The organism is Aminobacter sp. J41 (genome assembly GCF_000526635.1).
Taxonomy (GTDB): domain Bacteria; phylum Pseudomonadota; class Alphaproteobacteria; order Rhizobiales; family Rhizobiaceae; genus Aerobium.
This window is the reverse complement of the sequence record NZ_JAGL01000002.1, coordinates 113,893-133,186: the sequence shown is the minus strand read 5'-3', so window position 1 is coordinate 133,186 and position 19,294 is coordinate 113,893. Positions and strand designations below refer to the sequence as shown.

Below are 19,294 nucleotides of genomic sequence, written 5' to 3'. Positions count from 1 at the left end.
CCGAGGCACCATCGCGGCAACAGCATAGCGTTGGAATGCCTCGGAAATGATCGTCATCAAGGCCACCGGTGCCCCTGATGTAAAGCAGCTGAAGAAGCTTGCGCGCTCGCTTGGTGCGCAGGATGGCGACGTCTCGATCGAGGATCCGACGCCCACGCAAACGGCTCGCCTCGCGCGCAAAGCCGGAAAGCCAACTGTCAGCACGCTGCCTGGCACCATCATTTCCGCGCGCACACAGGATGCGATCGACAGGCTGCAGCCGGTTGAGATCGAGCGGGCAGGGGAATACGAGCTGTCGTAAGCCTCAGCGTGGCGGGCGCAGCCCTTCCAGGAACAGGTTTTCGAGGAATCTGGCAGCGTCGTCGAAGCGGCCGTCGCCGCCACGATCCGGCCCCAGCACCGCGCGCACCTGTACGTCGAAGTCCGCATAATGCTGGGTCGTTGCCCAGATTGCGAAGATGAGGTGATAGGGATCGACTGTGGCGATCTTGCCGTCGCGCATCCAGCGCTTCATGACGCGCGCCTTTTCGTCGACCAGCGTCTTCAGCTCGCCCTCGATCATCGGCATGATGCGCGGCGCGCCCTGCAGGATCTCGTTCGCAAAAAGCCGGCTCTCGCGTGGGAAATCGCGCGCCATCTCCAGCTTGCGGCGGATGTAGCCGCGCAACTCGCTGATCGGGTCGCCCTCATCGTCCAGCTCGCGCAGTGGGGCCAGCCAGGTGTCGAGCAGCCGCTGCATGAGCGTGACATGCATCTCCTCCTTGGAGCGGAAATAGTAGAGCAGGTTGGGCTTCGACATGCCGGCCGCTTCGGCGATCTGGTCGATGGTCGCGCCGCGGAACCCATGCTGCGAAAACACGTCGAGCGCGGCCTCGAGGATGGCTTCGCGCTTCTCGATCTGTATGCGCGTCCGCCGCTTTGGGGCTGCCGTCTCCAACCGCCTCTCCATTCTATCTGGCCCAATCCGCTGGACCAGTTTTACGCTCGCCTGTGGAGCGCTTCGAGTCATGCGCGATTGCGCTAGTAATAGCTTGACCGCCCTTATGGCGGTGCTAACGTTTGTCCAATCGGTCAAAAATAATGCGTAGCATAGCTGCGCCCGAAGAACCAAGCGTTGGCCGTAAAGAGTGGGAATCAAAAAGGGGTAGCTTGGTCATGTCCAACAGGCTCAACGTCGCGCCGAACGATCTCAGCGCATTCTGGATGCCGTTTACGGCAAACCGGCAGTTCAAGCAGGCGCCGCGTATGCTGGTTGCTGCGAAGGACATGCACTATACTGCGTCTGACGGACGCAAGGTGCTCGACGGTACCGCCGGCCTCTGGTGCGTCAACGCGGGTCACTGCCGTCCGAAGATCACCGAGGCGATCCAGCGCCAGGCTGCCGAACTCGACTATGCGCCGGCGTTCCAGATGGGGCATCCGTTTGCGTTCGAGCTGGCCAACCGCCTGGTCGACATCGCTCCGGAAGGCATGGACCATGTCTTCTTCACCAATTCGGGTTCTGAATCGGTCGAGACGGCGCTCAAGATCGCGCTCGCCTATCACCGCGTCCGCGGCGATGGCAGCCGCACCCGCCTGATCGGCCGCGAGCGCGGCTACCACGGCGTCAATTTCGGCGGCATCTCCGTCGGTGGCATCGTCACCAACCGCAAGATGTTCGGCACGTTGCTCGGCGGCGTCGACCATCTGCCGCACACGCATCTGCCGGCCAAGAACGCGTTCTCGCGCGGCGTGCCGGAACATGGCGCCGAGCTCGCCGACGAGCTGGAGCGCATCGTCGCCCTGCATGATGCGTCGACCATCGCTGCCGTCATCGTCGAGCCGATGGCAGGTTCGACCGGCGTCCTGATTCCGCCGAAGGGCTACTTGCAGCGCCTGCGCGACATCTGCACCAAGCACGGCATCCTCCTGATCTTCGACGAGGTCATCACCGGCTTCGGCCGTCTCGGCACGCCGTTCGCGGCCGACTATTTCGGCGTTACCCCGGACATCATCACCACCGCGAAGGGCGTCACCAACGGCGTCATCCCAATGGGCGCGGTGTTCGTGAAGAAGGAAATTCACGACGCCTTCATGACCGGTCCGGAGCACCTGATCGAGTTCTTCCACGGCTACACCTATTCGGGCAATCCGATCGCATCGGCTGCCGGCATCGCGACGCTGGACACCTACAAAGAAGAGGGCCTGCTGACGCGTGGTGCCGAGCTTGCGCCGTACTTTGAAGAGGCGCTGCACTCGCTGAAGGATGCGCGCCATGTGATCGATATCCGCAACATCGGTCTCGTGGGTGCGATCGAGCTGCAGCCGCTGGAAGGACAGCCGACCAAGCGCGCGTTCACGGCCTTCCTCAAAGCATTTGAGAAGGGCGTGCTTATCCGCACCACCGGCGACATCATCGCGCTGTCGCCGCCGCTCATCGTCGAGAAGGAGCACATCGACCAGATCGTCGGGTGCATCCGCGACGTTCTGAAAGAGATCGACTAGCCGTCGATCTGGGAGGGGCCGGCGACGGGAACCGCCGGCTCTTCCGGATGAACATGAATGGGAGTATTGTGACCGATGGCAGCACCGGGCGAGAATCTGCGCATCAATGCCGACCGGCTGTGGGATTCCCTCATGGAGATGGCCAGGATCGGGCCCGGCGTTGCCGGCGGGAACAACCGCCAGACGCTGACCGACGAGGACGGGCAGGGCCGCCACCTCTTCAAGAAGTGGTGCGATGAAGCGGGCCTGACCATGGGCGTCGACAAGATGGGCAACATGTTCGCCCGCCGCGAGGGAACGGACCCCTCGCTGCCACCGGTCTATGTCGGCTCCCATCTCGATACCCAGCCCACCGGCGGCAAGTATGACGGTGTCCTCGGCGTGCTCGGCGGCCTTGAGGTCGTCCGCTCGCTGAATGATCTCGGCATCAAGACGAAACATCCGATCGTCGTTACCAACTGGACCAACGAGGAGGGCACGCGCTTTGCTCCCGCGATGCTGGCCTCGGGCGTCTTCGCGGGCGTTCATGAGCTTGACTGGGCCTATGACCGCGTCGATGCCAAGGGAAAGCGCTTCGGCGACGAGCTTGAGCGCATCGGCTGGAAGGGCGACGAGGAAGTCGGCAACCGGCCGATGAAGGCCTTCTTCGAGCTGCATATCGAACAGGGTCCGATCCTGGAGGACGAGGGCATCGACATCGGCGTCGTCACGCACGGCCAGGGCCTGTGGTGGCTGGAAGTCACCCTCACTGGCAAGGAAGCGCACACCGGCTCGACGCCGATGCCGAAGCGCCGCAATGCCGGCCTTGGAATGGCGCGCGTCACCGAGCTCGTCCACGAAGTCGCGATGGACTACCAGCCGGACGCGGTTGGCGCGATCGGCCATGTCGAAGTCTATCCGAACTCGCGCAACGTGATCCCCGGCAAGGTGGTCTTCACCATCGACATTCGCTCGCCCAATGCCGAGGTGCTGGGCGAGATGCGCGCGCGCATCGAGCACGGCATCGCCCAGATTTGCGATGCGATGGACATTTCCTTCGACATCGAGCCGGTCGGCCATTTTGAGCCGGTCACCTTCGACCAGGGTTGTGTGGAGGCAATCCGCAAGGCGGCTGATCGGCTCGGCTACACGCATCGCAACATCGTCTCGGGCGCAGGCCATGACGCCTGCTGGATCAACCGCGTGGCGCCGACCGCAATGGTCATGTGCCCGTGCGTAGATGGCCTGTCGCACAACGAGGCAGAGGAAATCTCAAAGGAATGGGCCGCGGCCGGCGCCGACGTCCTGTTCCACGCCGTGGTGGAGACTGCGGAAATAGTGGATTGATCTGAATCCTTTAAAGTCCGATTTTGAAGCTGCTCGTCAGAAGCGGCTCGAAAACAAGGGGAACTGAAGTATGACCAAAGTCATCAGGAACGGCACGGTCGTGACCGCGGATCGCACCTGGAAGGCCGACGTGCTGATCAAGGACGGCGTGATCGTCGGGATCGGCGGCGACCTGCACGGCGACCACGAGTACGACGCCACCGGCTGCTACATCATGCCGGGCGGCATCGACCCGCACACGCACCTCGAAATGCCGTTCATGGGCACCTATTCGGCCGACGATTTCGAGACCGGCACGCGTGCCGCGCTTTCGGGTGGCACGACGATGGTGGTCGATTTCTGCCTGCCGTCCCCCGGCCAGTCGCTGCTCGAGGCGATTACCATGTGGGACAACAAGTCGACGCGCGCCTGCTCGGACTACTCCTTCCACATGGCTATCACCTGGTGGGGGGAACAGGTCTTCAACGAGATGCCGGAAGTGGTGAAGCGCGGCATCACCTCGTTCAAGCATTTCATGGCCTACAAGGGCTCGCTGATGGTCAACGACGACGAGATGCTCGCGTCGTTCCAGCGATGCGCAGAACTCGGGGCGCTGCCGCTCGTCCATGCCGAGAACGGCGACGTCGTCGCGGCGCTGTCGCAGAAGCTGCTTTCGGAAGGCAACAACGGCCCCGAGGCGCATGCCTATTCGCGCCCGCCGGAAGTCGAGGGCGAGGCGACCAACCGCGCCATCATGATCGCCGACATGGCGGGCGTTCCGCTCTATGTCGTGCACACCTCGTGCGAGCAGGCGCATGAAGCGATCCGCCGAGCCCGCCAGAAAGGGATGCGCGTCTTCGGCGAGCCGCTGATCCAGCACCTCGTGCTCGATGACAGCGAGTATTTCAACAAGGACTGGGATCATGCCGCGCGCCGCGTGATGAGCCCGCCGTTCCGCAACAAGCAGCATCAGGATTCGCTGTGGGCTGGCCTCGCCGCCGGTTCGCTGCAGGTCGTGGCCACCGACCACTGCTCGTTCACGTCCGAGCAAAAGCGCTACGGCGTCGGTGACTTCACCAAGATCCCGAACGGCACCGGCGGCCTCGAGGATCGCCTGCCGGTCCTTTGGACCTATGGCGTCAACACCGGCCGCCTTACGCCAAACGAGTTCGTCGCCGTCACCTCGACCAATATCGCCAAGATCCTCAACATGTACCCGAAGAAAGGGGCGATTGTTGAAGGGGCGGATGCCGACATTATCGTCTGGGATCCAAACCGCTCGAAGGTCATCTCGTCGAAGAGCCAGCAGTCGGTGATCGACTACAACGTCTTCGAGGGTATCGAGGTGAAGGGCCTGCCGCGCTTCGTCTTCACCCGTGGCGAACTGGTGGTCGAGGAAGGCAAGGTCGACGCTAAGCCCGGCCACGGTAAGTTCGTGGCCCGCGAGCCGCACATGGCCGTCAACAAGGCGCTCTCGACCTGGAAGGAACTCGTAGCACCTCGCAAGGTGGAGCGTTCGGGCATCCCGGCTTCCGGGGTGTAGGCCGCATCTCGCGCGTCCGACTGACTGCCGGCGCGCAAGCGCCGTTTCGCCAGACGAGGGCCGGCCGGCCCCGTCCAGCCAAGTTGAATACGGATCGAGAATGACGGCATCGCAAAACTCAGTAGTCGAAGCCAGGGGGCTGGGGCTTACCTTCGATACGGGCGACGGGCAGGTGCATGCCCTGTCGAACGTCAACCTGACCATCAACAAGGGCGAGTTCGTCTCGTTCATCGGCCCCTCTGGCTGCGGTAAGACTACGTTCCTGCGTGTGATCGCTGACCTGGAGCAGCCGACCGCAGGCACCATCACCGTCAACGGCAGGTCACCGCGCGAGGCGCGCGAGCAGCGTGCCTACGGCTATGTCTTTCAGGCGGCGGGACTGTTCCCGTGGCGCACCATCGAGCGCAACGTTGCGCTGCCGCTCGAGATCATGGGCTATTCGAAAGAGGAGATCGGACAGCGCATCCATCGCACGCTCGAACTCGTCAACCTGACTGGCTTTGAGAAGAAATATCCGTGGCAGCTTTCGGGCGGCATGCAGCAGCGCGCGTCGATCGCGCGTGCGCTTGCTTTCGATGCCGACCTGCTCCTGATGGACGAGCCATTCGGTGCGCTCGACGAGATCGTGCGCGACCATCTCAATGAGCAGCTGCTGAAGCTTTGGGCGCGAACCGAAAAGACGATCGGTTTTGTGACGCACTCGATCCCCGAGGCGGTTTACCTGTCGACCAAGATAGTCGTGATGTCGCCGCGCCCCGGCCGCGTGACCGACGTGATCGAGTCGGACCTGCCGCGCGAGCGGCCGCTCGACATTCGCGAGACCCCGGAATTTCTGGCCATCGCCGCCCGCGTCCGCGACGGCCTCAGGGCAGGGCACAGCTATGAGGATTGAGGTGGTGTCTCTTGATCTGTCAGGGAGGCGTTTGGTGCCATGACCGACCGCTTCCGAGACAAGCTGCTGCCCGTCACCGTCCTGCTGCTCGGGATCATCGCGCTCTGGTATGCCGGAGCCTATGCAATGAATGCGCCGTTCCAGCGTGATCTCGACCGGCGCGCGGGGGAAACACCGGCGTTTTCCGAGTTCTTCGTGCGGACGATGACGCAGCCGAAGCCGACGCTGCCGGCGCCGCATCAGGTGGCGCAAAACTTCTTTGAAAACACCTTCCTGCGGAAGGTCACCTCCAGCCGCAGCCTCGTCTATCACGCCGGCATCACGCTCTCGTCGACGTTGGCCGGCTTCGCCATCGGCACGCTGCTCGGCATCCTGATCGCGGTCGGCATCGTCCACGTGACGGCGCTGGACCGAAGCCTGATGCCGTGGATCATCACCTCGCAGACGATCCCGATCCTTGCACTGGCACCGATGATCATCGTCGTGCTGGCTGCGGTCGGCATCACCGGGCTGATTCCGAAGGCGTTGATCTCGACCTACCTGTCGTTCTTCCCCGTCGCCGTCGGCATGGTGAAGGGTCTGCGCTCGCCGGACGTGCTGCATCTCGATCTCATGCGCACCTACAATGCGAGCCGCTGGCAAACCTTCTGGAAGCTTCGGCTGCCCGCGTCGGTGCCGTTCCTGTTCGCCTCGATGAAGGTGGCGGTGGCGGCGAGCCTCGTCGGCGCCATCGTCGGCGAGCTGCCGACAGGCGCGGTGGCAGGCATCGGCGCAAAGCTCCTCAACGGCTCCTACTACAGCCAAACCATCGACATGTTCTCGGCACTTGTCGCCGGCTCTATCGTTGCGGCGCTGCTGGTAGCAGCGGTTGGACTCGTTGGCCGGCTCGTTGAGCGCGGCATGGGAGGGCGACCGGCATGAGCATCTTTCTGCGCAACTGGCAGTCCGTTCTGGCGCTTGCTCTGGTCGTCACCTCATTTGCGTTCCTGCCTATCGTTTCGAGCGGGGCAGGCGGGACAAGCTGGCCGATCGTCCTGCTGCTCGTTGCGGGTGCCGTCGGTGGTGTAGCGCTTGGCAATACGGTTGCGGTCTCTGCCGTCCTGTTCATTGCTGCGCACGGGGCGGTCTGGCTGCTGCTTTCGGCATTGACGGACCACGCGGGTAGGGCAACTCCTTCATTCTGGCTGCTGCTGGCTGCGTCCTGGCTGCTCGCATGGCGGTTGGTGACGGTGCTATCGGCGATCCGGACCAGGGACAGGCGCACCGACATCCTCCTGCGCCTCTTCATTCCGTTTTTGTTCGGCGCCTGGCTGCTGATCCTGTGGGAAGCGATTGTGGGCGGGGCGGGCATCCCGTTCGTGCTGCTGCCGCCGCCATCCGCGGTCGCCGCGCGCTTTGCAAACTCGCTGCCGATCCTGGCGGCTGACGTCAACCAGACGATCTTCAAGGCCGTGCTGTTCGGCTATGGCGTCGGCTGCGGGGCGGGGTTCCTGGCGGCAATCGTTGCCGACCGCTTCACCTTCATGCAGCGGGGCCTGCTGCCGATCGGCAACCTCGTCTCGGCGCTGCCGATCATCGGCATCGCGCCGATCATGGTGATGTGGTTCGGTTTCGACTGGCAGTCGAAGGCGGCGGTGGTAATCATCATGACCTTCTTCCCGATGCTCGTTAATACGGTCACGGGCCTCGCCGCTGCGGGGCACATGGAGCGCGACCTGATGCGCACCTATGCTTCGGGCTACTGGCAGACGCTGGCGAAGCTGCGGCTTCCGGCGGCGATGCCATTCATCTTCAATGCTCTGAAGATCAATTCGACGCTGGCGCTGATCGGCGCCATCGTGGCCGAGTTTTTCGGGACGCCTGTGGTCGGCATGGGCTTCCGCATCTCGACCGAGGTCGGACGCATGAATGTCGACATGGTGTGGGCGGAAATCGCGGTTGCAGCACTCGCGGGTTCCGTCTTCTATGGAGTGGTAGCCCTCGCAGAAAGGGCAGTCACATTTTGGCATCCGTCTATCCGCGGTGGTTAGACGTTCTCCAGAGGGTAAGAAGAATGAAGAAACTGATCGTATCTATGCTGGCGGGGGCGTTCTCCCTCGCCACTGCGCATGCCTGGGCGGCTGATCCGGTAACCCTGCAGCTCAAGTGGGTCGTGCAGGGGCAGTTCGCAGGTTATCTCGTTGCCAAGGACAAGGGGTTCTACGATGAGGAGAACCTCGACGTCACCATCAAGCCGGGCGGCCCGGACATCGCGCCGGAGCAGGTGATTGCCGGCGGCGGCGCTGATGTCGTCGTGACCTGGATGGCGGCAGCGCTCGCCGCGCGCGACAAGGGGGTCAACCTCGTCAACATCGCGCAGCCGTACAAGAAGGCGGGCATGCAGCTCGTCTGCCCGAAGGATGGTCCGATCAAGACCACCGACGACTTTAAGGGTCACACGCTCGGAGTCTGGTTCTTCGGCAACGAGTATCCGTTCTATGCCTGGATGAACTCGCTCGGCATTCCGACCGAGGGCGGGCCTGACGGCGTGACCGTGCTCAAGCAGTCGTTCGACGTGCAACCCCTGATCCAGAAGCAGGCCGACTGCATTTCGGTCATGACCTACAACGAGTACTGGCAGGTGATCGACGCGGGCTTCAAGCCGGAGGATCTCATTGTCTTCAACTACACGGAGATGGGCGTCGACCTGCTCGAGGACGGCCTCTACGTCATGGAGGAGAACCTCAAGGACCAGGCCTTCAAGGACAAGATGGTCCGTTTCGTCCGCGCCTCGATGAAGGGCTGGGCGTACGCCATGGAGAACCCTGAAGAGGCGGCCGAGATCGTCATGGACAATGGCGGCCAGGACGAAAACCACCAGGTCCGCATGATCGGCGAGGTGGCGAAGCTGATCGATACGCCTGATGCGAAGCTTATCGTGCCGGCCTACGAGCGTACCGCCAAGGCGCTGCTCGACCAGAAGATCATCGAGAAGGAGCCGTCTGGCGCCTACACGACCGAGATCACCGACGCGATGTAATCGCGGCTGGTCCGGAACTCGGAAGGGGCGGGCAACCGCCCCTTTTTCGTCGGCGGCGTGTCATTTGCCGAGCGCCTGCTTTCTCCGCTCAGCTTCACGGAAGGCGCCCGGCGTCATGCCGGTCTGGCGACGGAAGAAGCGGTTGAAATAGGCGGGGTCCGAAAAGCCTAGGCCGTAGGCGATACCCTGGATCGGCGTAGGTGTGAAAATCAGATCGCGGCGCGCGGCCTCAAGCAGTTGCTGAGTGATGAGACCCAGCACCGAGTAGCCGGTTGCCTTGCGTGCGATGCGGTTGAGGTGTGTTGGCGAGACACCGATCGTGTCGGCATAGAAGCTCACCGGCTTGTGCGCGCGGAAGTTGGCCGCGATTAGCGTCGCCAGTGTCTCGACCCGTTCGCGGTCGCGATCATCGAGGCCGTCATTGGCCGCGCCCGCGGCATTGGCAGAGCGGACCAGGCCGACGATCGCGCCTGTCATGAGCGGTTCGAGCATCAGCAGCCGGCAGTGGGCGCGTCCGGTGAGTTCCTCGAACAGCTTGCGTACACATTCGATCGCAAAGTTCGCATCCTTGTCCTCAGGAGAGGTCGGAATAATGCGAATTTCGGAGGCAAAAAGTGCAACCCGACGGTCGGCAGCGGCAAGCGTCTTCAGCCGGTCGCTGACGACCGTGAGCACCAGGCCATCCACATCGCGCGAATAGGAGAAACCGTGGACTTCTCCAGGTGGGATAAATATCGCGCAGGGAGCCTTGAAGCGGCGGCTGCCATCGTCGCCCGTGATTTCGCCAGCACCGTCGCTCATAAAAAAAATCTGGAACAGCGCGTCGTGGCGGTGAGGCGAAATTTCCCAATTGTGCAGGTGCGTGCGCTCCGGGATCGTTTCGCAGTGAATCCAGAAATCCCCGGATTCCCCGTATGCTTCACGATAAAGTCGATATGAGGGAACAGTCTGCGCCAACGATTTCATCCTGCAAGGTGTTCCGATAGTGCAATCGTTTGCCCGGAAAGTCCATTGAGAGGGTAACCGGCGCAACGGTATACAATCTTCACGCTGCAGCCACGAGGGAGGACAGCCAGCATGCGTACCCAGGTAGCCATCATCGGCTCCGGACCCTCCGGGCTATTGCTCGGTCAGCTTCTCACCAACGCCGGCATCGACAACGTTATCCTCGAACGTGTCAGCAAGGATTATGTGCTCGGCCGTATTCGTGCTGGTGTCCTCGAAGAGGGCATGGCCAACATGTTGGTTGAAGCAGGGGCGGGCGACCGTATGCGCCGCGAGGGGCTGGCGCACGAGGGGTTCGACCTAACCTTTTCCGGCCGCCACCACCGGATCGACCTCCACAAGTTCACGGGCAAGCGCGTCGTCGTCTACGGCCAGACCGAGCTCACGCGTGACCTGATGGATTGCCGCGAGGCTTCCGGGGCTTTGACCGTCTATGAGGCGGCCAACGTCCAGCCGCACGATTTCGACGGCGACAAGCCATATGTCACCTACGAGAAGGATGGCGTTACCCACCGCCTCGACTGCGACTTCATCGCAGGCTGCGATGGCTATCATGGGCCGTCCCGAAAGGCAGTGGAAGGCAAGGGGCTCGAGACTTATGAGCGGGTTTATCCGTTTGGATGGCTCGGAATCATCGCTGAAGTGCCGCCTGTCAGCCATGAGCTGATATACTCGAACCACCAGCGCGGGTTCGCGCTTTGCTCGATGCGCTCGCACACGCGCAGCCGCTACTACGTACAGTGCTCGCTCGACGACAAGGTCGAGGACTGGTCGGATGAGCGCTTCTGGGACGAAATTCGCGCCCGTCTTCCGGCCGAAACGGCCGAGAAGATGACCATCGGCCCGTCGATCGAGAAGTCGATCGCGCCGCTGCGTTCCTTCGTGGCCGAGCCGATGCGCTTTGGCCGCCTGTTCCTCGTCGGAGATGCCGCGCACATCGTGCCGCCGACCGGTGCGAAGGGCCTGAACCTTGCCGCCAGCGACGTCCGCTACCTCTTTGACGGGCTGCGCGAGCACTACCTCGACAAGTCGGAGGCCGGGATCGACGCCTATTCGCAGCGGGCGCTGCGCCGCGTCTGGAAGGCCGAGCGCTTCTCCTGGTGGATGACGAACACGCTGCACCGGTTCCCCGACGCCGGCGCATTCGGCCAACGCATTCAGGAGGCCGAGCTCGACTACCTCTCGGGCTCGCTCGCCGCGCAGCAGTCGCTGGCCGAAAACTATGTCGGGCTGCCCTACTGAGCGGAGAAGCAGATGAGCGAGATTTCCAAGCGCTACGAACAGGGGATGAAGACGCGGCGCAGCGTCCTGGGCAATGCCCATGTCGACCGCGCCGAGGCGAACAAGACCCCGTTCGATGCGCCTTTCCAGGAACTGATTACCGAGGCGGCATGGGGACATGTCTGGTCGCGCGACACGATCACCAAGCGTGAACGCTCGATAATCACCATCGCGCTTCTGGCCGCCCTCGGAAATCACGAGGAGGTGGCGATGCATGTGCGCGCCACCGCCAACACCGGCGCATCCCGCGACGACATCATGGAGGCACTGTTGCACGTCGCCATCTATGCGGGCGTCCCGCGCGCCAACCACGCGATCAAGATCGTCAAGCAGACATTTGACGAGATGGACAAGGAGAGAGAGCAATGAGCGATCCCATACGCTCCAACCGGCTGCCGGAGACAGGTCCGTTCTTCCAGCGCGACCTCGACTGGCACCCCAAGGCATACACGCCTTGGTACAAGACCTCGATCGTGCGCTCGCCGCAGCGTGCCCTGCTGTCGCTGGAGGGCACGATTTCGGAGAACACCGGTCCGCGTTTCGGCCACAACATCATCGGTGAGCTCGACAACGACCTGATCCACAACTACGCCCGCCCAGGCGAGAGTGCGATCGGTCCGCGCATCATCGTCTACGGCCGTGTCCTTGACGAAAATGGTCGCCCGGTCCCGGGTGCACTGGTCGAGTACTGGCAGGCCAATGCCGGTGGCCGCTACCGCCACAAGAAGGAAGGCTACCAGGCTGCCCTCGACCCGAACTTTGGCGGCTGCGGCCGTTCGATCACCGACGAGGAAGGCCGCTACTGGTTCCGCACCATTCAGCCGGGTCCGTATCCTTGGCCGAATGGTCCTAACGACTGGCGTCCGGCGCACATCCACTTCTCGATCTTCGGCAGCGGTTTCTCGCAGCGCCTGATCACCCAGATGTATTTCGAGGGCGATCCGCTGATCCCGCTGTGCCCGATCGCGCGCACGCTGAACGATCCGGAAGCCGTGAAGATGCTGACCGCGAGGCTCGACATGCAGGCGACCACGCCGATGGACAGCCGCGCCTACAAGTTCGACATTGTGCTGCGCGGCCGCCGCTCCACCTTCTTCGAGAACCGTCGCGAAGGAAACTGATACATGGTCCAGTCCCTCAACCGTCTGAAGGAAAGCCCGTCGCAGACCGCGGGCCCTTACGTCCACATTGGCCTGACGCCGAACTTCTGCGACATCAAAGGCGTCTATCCGGAAGACCTCGGCGGCCGCATGGTCAACGAGAAGACCAAGGGCGAGCGCATCATCGTCACCGGCCGTGTCATCGACGGCACCGGCACGCCGCTCAAGGACGCGCTGATCGAGATCTGGCAGGCAGACGCCGATGGTCTCTACAACTCGCCGGCGGAACTGCGTGGCTCTGCCGACCCGAATTTCACGGGTTGGGGCCGTTGCCCGGCCGGCCAGGATGACGGCGTCTTCAAGTTCGAGACGATCAAGCCGGGCCGCGTTCCGTTCTCCGACGGCCGCATGCAGGCGCCGCACATCACGTTCTGGATCGTGGCGCGCGGCATCAACCTCGGCCTGCACACCCGCATGTACTTCGGCGACGAAGAAGCGGCGAATGCGGAAGACCCGATCCTCAACAGGATCGAGCACCGCGTCCGCGTCCCGACCCTGATTGCCCAGCGTGAAGGGAATGTCTACACGTTCGACATTCACCTGCAGGGTGAAAAGGAAACCGTCTTCTTCGATATCTGACGCAGGACAACGTGAGCGCAGCCCCATTCGACCACCCGTTCCTGTCGGGCCTCCTCGGTGACGAGGAGGTTTCGGCACTCTTTTCCGCACAGGCCGATGTCCAGGCCATGATCTCGTTCGAGGTCGCGCTCGCTGCGGCGGAAGCTGAAGCAGGAGTGATCCCGGCGGAAGCGGGGAATGCGATCGGGGATGCGCTTTCGCAATTCGTGCCGGACATGGACGCTCTCCGCGTCGGCACGGCTCGCGACGGGGTGGTGATCCCGTCGCTGGTTGCCATGATGCGCAAGGCGGTCGGTGACACCTTTGGCTCGAAGGTTCACTTCGGCGCGACCAGCCAGGACGTCATCGACACCAGCCTTGCCCTGCGCCTGAAGGCGCTTTCATCGGTTCTTTCTTCCCGTCTCAATGCCGTCATCAAGCTGCTCGAAGAGATCGAGGCGCGCGACGGCTCCATCGAGACGATGGGGCACACCCGCATGCAGGCCGCCATTCCCGTGCCCGCCGCCCGCAAGATCGCGAGCTGGAAGGACCCCCTGGTCCGCCTTCGCGATAAGCTGGACGAGGCGACGCGGGGCGTTGCTGTTCTTTCCTTCGGCGGCGCTGCCGGCACGCTGGAGAAGCTGGGCGACGAGGGCGCCGAGGTGTCGCGACTTCTGGCACAGCGCCTCGGCCTCGAAGCTCCGGAGCGGGCACGCCACAGCGAACGTGACGGCGTCGCGGGCTTCGCATCTTACCTGTCGCTGCTGACGGGCAGCCTCGGCAAGATGGGGCAGGACATTGCTTTGCTTGCGCAGAACGAGGTCGCCGAGATCAAGCTCGCTGCGGGTGGGGGCTCGTCCGCCATGCCGCATAAGGTCAATCCGGTTGGGGCTGAGACGCTCGTCGCGCTTGCGCGTTTCAACGCGACACTGGTTGCCGGCATGCACCAATCGCTGGTGCACGAAAACGAACGCTCGGGCGCTGCCTGGACGCTCGAATGGATGCTCCTGCCGCAAATGGCGGTGGGGACTGCCGCTTCGCTCCGCACAGCCGCGACGCTTCTCCCGGCGGTTTCGTTCAACCGCAAGTAAGGGCGTCTACCCAGCTTCTGGCAGGCCGCGCATTGCGCGGCCTTTTTGTTTGCGCGGCTAGGGGAAGCGAAAAAAAAAGCCGGCTCGAAGGCCGGCTTTCTGATCAGTTCGTCGTAGGCTGTCAGCCAAAGAGTCCCGGGAAGGACTCCGTAGCGCCGCGGTAGATGAGGTCGCAGGCGACGTAGAAAATGATCGCAAGACCGATATAGGCGATCCAGCGGTAGCGCTCGAGCAGGCGCGCAATGAAGGACGCTGCCAGACCCATCAGGGCGATCGACATCGCCAGGCCGATGATCATCACGGTCGGATGCTCGCGGGCAGCACCGGCGACTGCGAGAACGTTGTCGAGCGACATCGAGACGTCGGCTGCAACGATCTGCCAGACCGCCTGCTTCAGCGTCTTGCGCGGCGCCTTTCCGGCAACCGCCCCGTCCTTGTCGAGGTCCTCGCCGTGCAGCGCTTCGTGTGCCTCATGTTCGTGCTCCGGCGCGCGGAGCTCGCGCCACATCTTCCAGCAGACCCAGAGGAGCAGGAGGCCGCCAGCGAGGAGAAGCATAGGCCCAAGCTGCAGCAATTCCGCGGTCACGGCCGCAAAGCAGATGCGCATCACGGTTGCCGCAATGATGCCGATCAGAATTGCCTTGCGGCGCTGGTCGGCCGGAAGACCTGCCGCTGCAAGGCCGATGACAACCGCATTGTCACCCGCCAGAACCAGGTCAATAGCCATGACCTGTAGGAGGACGATCCAGCCCTCCGCAGTTAGAAGTTCCGCCACTATCCCTCTCCGTTAGTCCGGGTCTCAAAATTTATTCGGCGCAAGCGCCCAGGACCCGACACGGGGTGGAACCGGCGGGCGCTTGTAAATGGGCACTTAACGTGTGCAGTTCAAGCGGGGTGCGCTGTTTTTTCGCCGCAATTTGCGTCCCCGAGGGAAGGCGTGCGCCGGCTATTTGCCGGCGCGGATGTCGCTGAGCGTTTTGGCCGGGGTAATGGCCTCGGGGTCCAGCTTGACCTCGATGATCGCCGGTTTGGCGCTCTGGCGCGCGCGGGCGAATGCCTCGGCGAACTGCGAGGTTTCCTCCACAGTCTCGCCATGGCCGCCATAAGCGCGGGCCAGTGCCGCGAAATCGGGGTTCGTCAGCATTGTGCCTGACACGCGGCCGGGATACTCACGCTCCTGGTGCATGCGGATCGTCCCGTAGATGCCGTTGTTGAGGATCACGACGATGATGGGCAGGTCGTACTGGATCGCGGTCGCGAATTCCTGGCCGTGCATCATGAAGTCGCCGTCGCCGGCCCAGACGATCACCTCGCGATCGCGGAAGATGTGTTTTGCCGCAACGCCCGCCGGCAGGCCGTAACCCATTGACCCAGAAGTAGGGGCGGCCTGCGTGTTGAAGCGGCGATAGCGGTGGAAGCGGTGCATCCAGGTCGCAAAATTGCCGGCGCCGTTGCAGATGATGGCGTCTTCCGGCAGCACCTGCTCGAGATGCTGCATGATCGGACCCATCAGCACCTTGCCGGGGCCGGTCGCCGGCGGCGTTGACCACTCGAGATAGTTCTGGTGAAGCTCCGCCGTCCGGTTCGCCCAAACGGGCGTGCGTGACGGCGCGGTTTCAGCGAAGGCGTCGGCAAAGCTCGACGGCGTCGCGTTGATCGCGACGGTCGGGCGGTAGACCCGGCCGAGTTCCTCCGGGTCCGGATAGACATGGACCAGCTTCTGGTCGGGGTAGGGGCTCTTCATCAGCGTGTAGCTTGACGACGGCATCTCGCCGAAGCGCGAGCCGATGAGCAGGATGAGGTCGGCGTCCTTGATGTAGCTGGCGAGCTTCGGGTTAATGCCGATGCCGATGTCGCCGGTGTAGTTCGGGTGCAACTGGTCGCACAGTGCCTGGCGGCGGAAGGAGCAGCCCACCGGCAGCGACCAGCGCTCCAGCGCCGCGCACATCTTCTCCACCGCTTCCTCGGTCCAGCGGGTGCCGCCGAGGACGACGAACGGACGCTCGGCCTTCTCCAGCAGCTCGACCATGGCGGAAATCTCGGCGTCGCCGGGGCGCGTCTCGACCGGGGTATACGCCACCGGTACAACGGTCTCGACCTCTTCAATCAGCATGTCCTCGGGCAATGCGATCACGACCGGGCCGGGGCGGCCGGACGTGGCGACCGCGAAGGCGCGGGTGACGAGCTCGGGAATGCGGCGGGCGTCGTTGATCTCGACGACCCACTTTGCAATCGAGCCGTAGAACGCCTTGTAGTCCACCTCCTGGAAGGCTTCGCGCTCCATCATATCGCGTGCGACCTGACCGATGAACAGGATCATCGGGATCGAGTCCTGCGCTGCGATGTGGACGCCGGCCGACGCGTTGGTGGCGCCGGGGCCGCGGGTGACGAAACAGATGCCTGGCTTGCCGGTGAGGCGGCCGTAGCAGTCGGCCATCATTGCCGCGCCGCCTTCCTGGCGGCAGACAACGGTCTCGATCTTCGAGTCGTGCAGGGCGTCGAGAACCGCGAGGTAGCTTTCTCCCGGAACGCAGAACAGCCGGTCGACACCGTTCACTTCAAGCGTGTCGACAATGAGTTGGCCGCCAGTTCTCATTTTCCGCTCCGTTCAAGTTCTGCAAGGATTTCGTCGGTGTGCTGCCCCAGCCGCGGCGAGGGGCGGTCGTAGACCAAAGGCGTTTCGCTCATCACCATCGGCGCCCGTACCGAGGGGAGCTTGGTGCCGAAGCCGTCGTCGAGGTCGAGCCGCATGCCGCGCGCGATCGTCTGCGGATCGGCGAAGGCGTCCGCGATCGTGTTGATCGGCGCGGCCGGCACCGCGACCTTCTCGAGTTCGGCCAGGAGTTCGTCACGCTTCCAGGTCTGCGTCGCAGCAACCACACGTTCGCGCAGCACGACACGGTTGGTGACGCGCGCCGGGTTGGTGGCAAAATCCGGGTTGGTGGCGAGGTCGTCGAGACCGGTCACCTTGCAGAAGCGCTGGAACTGGCCGTCATTGCCGACCGCGAGGATGATGTGGCCGTCGGCCACCGGCACCACCTCGTACGGGGCAATGTTCATATGGGCGTTGCCCATCTGGCGCGGCGCGACGCCCGAAACGAGATAGTTGAGGTTCTGGTTCGCCAGCACCGAGATCTGCGTGTCGAACAGCGCCATGTCGATGTGCTGGCCCTCGCCGGTCCTCTCCGCGTGGCGAAGCGCAGCCTGGATGGCGATGACCGAATAGAGGCCGGTGAAAATGTCGGTGACGGCAACGCCAACCTTCTGCGGCTCGCGACCGGGCTCGCCGGTGATCGACATCAGGCCGGTCATGCCCTGGATGATGAAGTCGTAGCCTGCGCGCGGCGCATAGGGACCGTCCTGGCCGAAGCCGGTAATGGAGCAGTACACGAGCTTCGGGTTGATCTTCTTCAGGCTCTCGTAGTCCAGGCCGTACTTCTTGAGCCCGCCGAGCTTGAAGTTCTCGATGAGAACGTCGGCGGTCGCGACCAGCTTGCGGACGGTTTCTGCACCTTCGGGCGTCGAGAAGTCGATCGCGATCGAGCGCTTGCCCCGATTGGCGGCGTGATAGTAGGCGGCGGAAAGGTTTTCGCCGTCGGCTCCAGTGACGAAGGGCGGGCCCCATTTGCGGGTGTCATCGCCGCCGTCCGGATTCTCGACCTTGATGACGTCGGCGCCGAGGTCGGCCAGCAGCTGGCCAGCCCAGGGACCGGCGAGGATGCGCGCAAGTTCGATTACGCGCACGCCCGATAGAGGCGGTTGAGCCATGAATATTCGCTCCAAATCTAGTCGACCCGAGCACTACCAGACGACCGCTCGAAATGTCACGCCGAAGGGGTTGTGCCAGTGTTTGTGGCGACCATTTCCGCCCAGTCGGCGAACTTCTTCATGATGATGTTCTGATTCAACTCGTTGAGAGATTCGTGTCGTGTCTTCTCGTAGATCGTTGAAGTAAGATTCAAAAAGCCCATCCGCCGCATGCGGTCCTCGAGCCTGGTGACCGCCTTGCCGAAGTCGGTGGCCGGGTCTTCGTCGCCGCCGACGAGATTGATGGGCAGGTCACGCGGGATGCGGGCGAGGTTGCGATCGTCCGAGCCGGCGATCATCATGTCGAAGACCGCGTTCCACATGCCAATTGATGGTGCCCAGCCGCAAAGCGGATCGGCGACATAGCGATCGACCTCGTTATGGTCGTGCGACAGCCAGTCGAACTCGGTCCGACCATCTGACACTTTTCGGGCCCAGTCGCGGAAGGTAAGACGCGGGAGAATGCGCGAGGGAACGTCGGAACCGAGCCTGAACTTTTCCCAGGCAAGCACGACCTTAGCGGCGAGGCCGAGGACACCGCCGGTGAAATTGCCGTTCCAAATCGCTGCTCCGGAAATGCGGCGCGGATGGCGGCTGACGAAGTTGAGCGCGATCAGAGCGCCCATCGAATGGCCGAAGACGATGACCGGCAGTCCAGGATATGCCTGCGCAATGTGCTCGTGGACGGCAAGTACGTCGTCGAGCACGGTATCTACACCTCCGGGGCCGAACGATCCCCGCGGCGCGCCGGGGGCACTCGTGTAACCATGGCCGCGATGATCGTGTGCAACTACCGCGAAGCCGCGTTCGGCAAGATACTTTGCGAACCGGCTGTAACGCGCCGAATGTTCTGCGAGACCATGATTGATTTGTACCGCCGCGACAGGCGATTCTTCAGGTGCAACCGAGCGAAGATTGACCTTCGCACCTGTTGGCGACAAGATGGTCTCGGGAGTGTCAAAAGCCATTCGATTTTCCCCGCCTGCGCGGCTCGCACTGCTTCTTCTACAGACTGGCAGTGGTCACGGCAAAGGCATTGCGCCGAAAATTTAAGCAATTTATGCGTTTGCAAATTTCCTATGCAAATAGGACTTGCAATGTTTTTTCTGACCGGATTTGATGCCCTTCGTTGTTCATATCCGGGGTGTT

The 19,294-nt window shown here is 63.0% G+C and carries 19 protein-coding genes; 13 read left to right on the top strand and 6 right to left on the bottom strand.

The genetic code is table 11. The features are described 5' to 3' along the window. Positions 1-46 precede the first annotated feature (46 nt). Positions 47-301, top strand: coding sequence for a hypothetical protein (locus L630_RS0102135; protein ID WP_024846644.1), 255 nt, complete (start codon positions 47-49; stop codon positions 299-301). Positions 302-304: 3 nt separating this feature from the next. Here the strand turns inward: L630_RS0102135 and rutR are convergent, their stop codons facing one another. After that, positions 305-937 carry an HTH-type transcriptional regulator RutR gene (rutR, locus tag L630_RS0102130; RefSeq protein ID WP_024846643.1) on the bottom strand — a complete coding sequence of 211 codons (633 nt, stop codon included), beginning with the start codon at positions 935-937 and terminating at the stop codon, positions 305-307. 218 nt (positions 938-1,155) lie between these two features. Between rutR and L630_RS0102125 the strand changes: the two genes are divergently transcribed. The 7 genes from L630_RS0102125 to L630_RS0102095 all read left to right on the top strand — a co-directional run bounded on the left by L630_RS0102125 (position 1,156) and on the right by L630_RS0102095 (position 9,243). Next, positions 1,156-2,484 carry an aspartate aminotransferase family protein gene (locus tag L630_RS0102125; protein ID WP_024846642.1) on the top strand — a complete coding sequence of 443 codons (1,329 nt, stop codon included), beginning with the start codon at positions 1,156-1,158 and terminating at the stop codon, positions 2,482-2,484. A 75-nt stretch (positions 2,485-2,559) separates the two neighbouring features. After that, positions 2,560-3,810: a Zn-dependent hydrolase gene (locus L630_RS0102120; protein WP_024846641.1), complete on the top strand. Its 1,251-nt coding sequence runs from the start codon at positions 2,560-2,562 to the stop codon at positions 3,808-3,810. Between the two features lie 70 nt (positions 3,811-3,880). Continuing rightward, positions 3,881-5,332 (top strand): dihydropyrimidinase, encoded by a 1,452-nt coding sequence (gene hydA / locus L630_RS0102115; RefSeq protein WP_024846640.1) that lies wholly within the window; start codon positions 3,881-3,883, stop codon positions 5,330-5,332. 100 nt (positions 5,333-5,432) lie between these two features. After that, positions 5,433-6,224: an ABC transporter ATP-binding protein gene (locus L630_RS0102110; RefSeq protein WP_024846639.1), complete on the top strand. Its 792-nt coding sequence runs from the start codon at positions 5,433-5,435 to the stop codon at positions 6,222-6,224. Positions 6,225-6,263: 39 nt separating this feature from the next. Then, positions 6,264-7,145, top strand: a complete 882-nt coding sequence (locus tag L630_RS0102105) for an ABC transporter permease (RefSeq protein WP_024846638.1) — start codon at positions 6,264-6,266, stop codon at positions 7,143-7,145. Further along, positions 7,142-8,254, top strand: coding sequence for an ABC transporter permease (locus L630_RS0102100; protein WP_024846637.1), 1,113 nt, complete (start codon positions 7,142-7,144; stop codon positions 8,252-8,254). Before L630_RS0102105 ends, L630_RS0102100 begins: the two co-directional genes overlap by 4 nt. 23 nt (positions 8,255-8,277) lie before the next feature. Further along, the gene (locus L630_RS0102095; protein ID WP_024846636.1) at positions 8,278-9,243 is read left to right on the top strand and encodes an ABC transporter substrate-binding protein; all 966 of its coding nucleotides are present in this window, start codon (positions 8,278-8,280) and stop codon (positions 9,241-9,243) included. 60 nt (positions 9,244-9,303) lie between these two features. Here L630_RS0102095 and L630_RS0102090 read toward each other — a convergent pair whose 3' ends face one another. Then, positions 9,304-10,275 (bottom strand): helix-turn-helix domain-containing protein, encoded by a 972-nt coding sequence (locus L630_RS0102090; protein WP_245263636.1) that lies wholly within the window; start codon positions 10,273-10,275, stop codon positions 9,304-9,306. 45 nt (positions 10,276-10,320) lie between these two features. On the opposite strand from L630_RS0102090, the gene pobA reads away from it, so the two are divergent. Genes pobA through L630_RS0102065 form a run of 5 tightly spaced genes read left to right on the top strand, consistent with a single transcriptional unit; the run spans position 10,321 to position 14,338 of the window. Continuing rightward, complete coding sequence (gene pobA, locus L630_RS0102085) at positions 10,321-11,490, top strand: 4-hydroxybenzoate 3-monooxygenase (RefSeq protein ID WP_024846634.1); 1,170 nt, start codon at positions 10,321-10,323, stop codon at positions 11,488-11,490. 12 nt (positions 11,491-11,502) lie between these two features. Then, positions 11,503-11,898: a 4-carboxymuconolactone decarboxylase gene (pcaC, locus tag L630_RS0102080; RefSeq protein WP_024846633.1), complete on the top strand. Its 396-nt coding sequence runs from the start codon at positions 11,503-11,505 to the stop codon at positions 11,896-11,898. Beyond that, entirely contained in the window at positions 11,895-12,650 is a 756-nt protein-coding gene (gene pcaH / locus L630_RS0102075; protein ID WP_024846632.1) for a protocatechuate 3,4-dioxygenase subunit beta, read from the top strand. The genes pcaC and pcaH overlap by 4 nt, the downstream gene beginning before the upstream one ends. A 3-nt stretch (positions 12,651-12,653) precedes the next feature. Continuing rightward, positions 12,654-13,268 (top strand): protocatechuate 3,4-dioxygenase subunit alpha, encoded by a 615-nt coding sequence (pcaG, locus tag L630_RS0102070; protein WP_024846631.1) that lies wholly within the window; start codon positions 12,654-12,656, stop codon positions 13,266-13,268. Positions 13,269-13,279: 11 nt separating this feature from the next. After that, positions 13,280-14,338, top strand: coding sequence for a 3-carboxy-cis,cis-muconate cycloisomerase (locus tag L630_RS0102065; protein ID WP_024846630.1), 1,059 nt, complete (start codon positions 13,280-13,282; stop codon positions 14,336-14,338). Between the two features lie 121 nt (positions 14,339-14,459). Here the strand turns inward: L630_RS0102065 and L630_RS0102060 are convergent, their stop codons facing one another. From L630_RS0102060 to L630_RS0102045, 4 genes are all read right to left on the bottom strand, one after another. Then, positions 14,460-15,065, bottom strand: coding sequence for a TerC family protein (locus L630_RS0102060; RefSeq protein ID WP_051473067.1), 606 nt, complete (start codon positions 15,063-15,065; stop codon positions 14,460-14,462). Positions 15,066-15,284: 219 nt separating this feature from the next. Further along, positions 15,285-16,934, bottom strand: a complete 1,650-nt coding sequence (locus L630_RS0102055) for a thiamine pyrophosphate-binding protein (RefSeq protein WP_024846628.1) — start codon at positions 16,932-16,934, stop codon at positions 15,285-15,287. Beyond that, complete coding sequence (locus L630_RS0102050; protein WP_024846627.1) at positions 16,931-18,106, bottom strand: CaiB/BaiF CoA-transferase family protein; 1,176 nt, start codon at positions 18,104-18,106, stop codon at positions 16,931-16,933. Before L630_RS0102050 ends, L630_RS0102055 begins: the two co-directional genes overlap by 4 nt. A gap of 56 nt (positions 18,107-18,162) precedes the next feature. Continuing rightward, positions 18,163-19,113: an alpha/beta hydrolase gene (locus L630_RS0102045; protein ID WP_024846626.1), complete on the bottom strand. Its 951-nt coding sequence runs from the start codon at positions 19,111-19,113 to the stop codon at positions 18,163-18,165. Between the last annotated feature and the right edge of the window lie 181 nt (positions 19,114-19,294).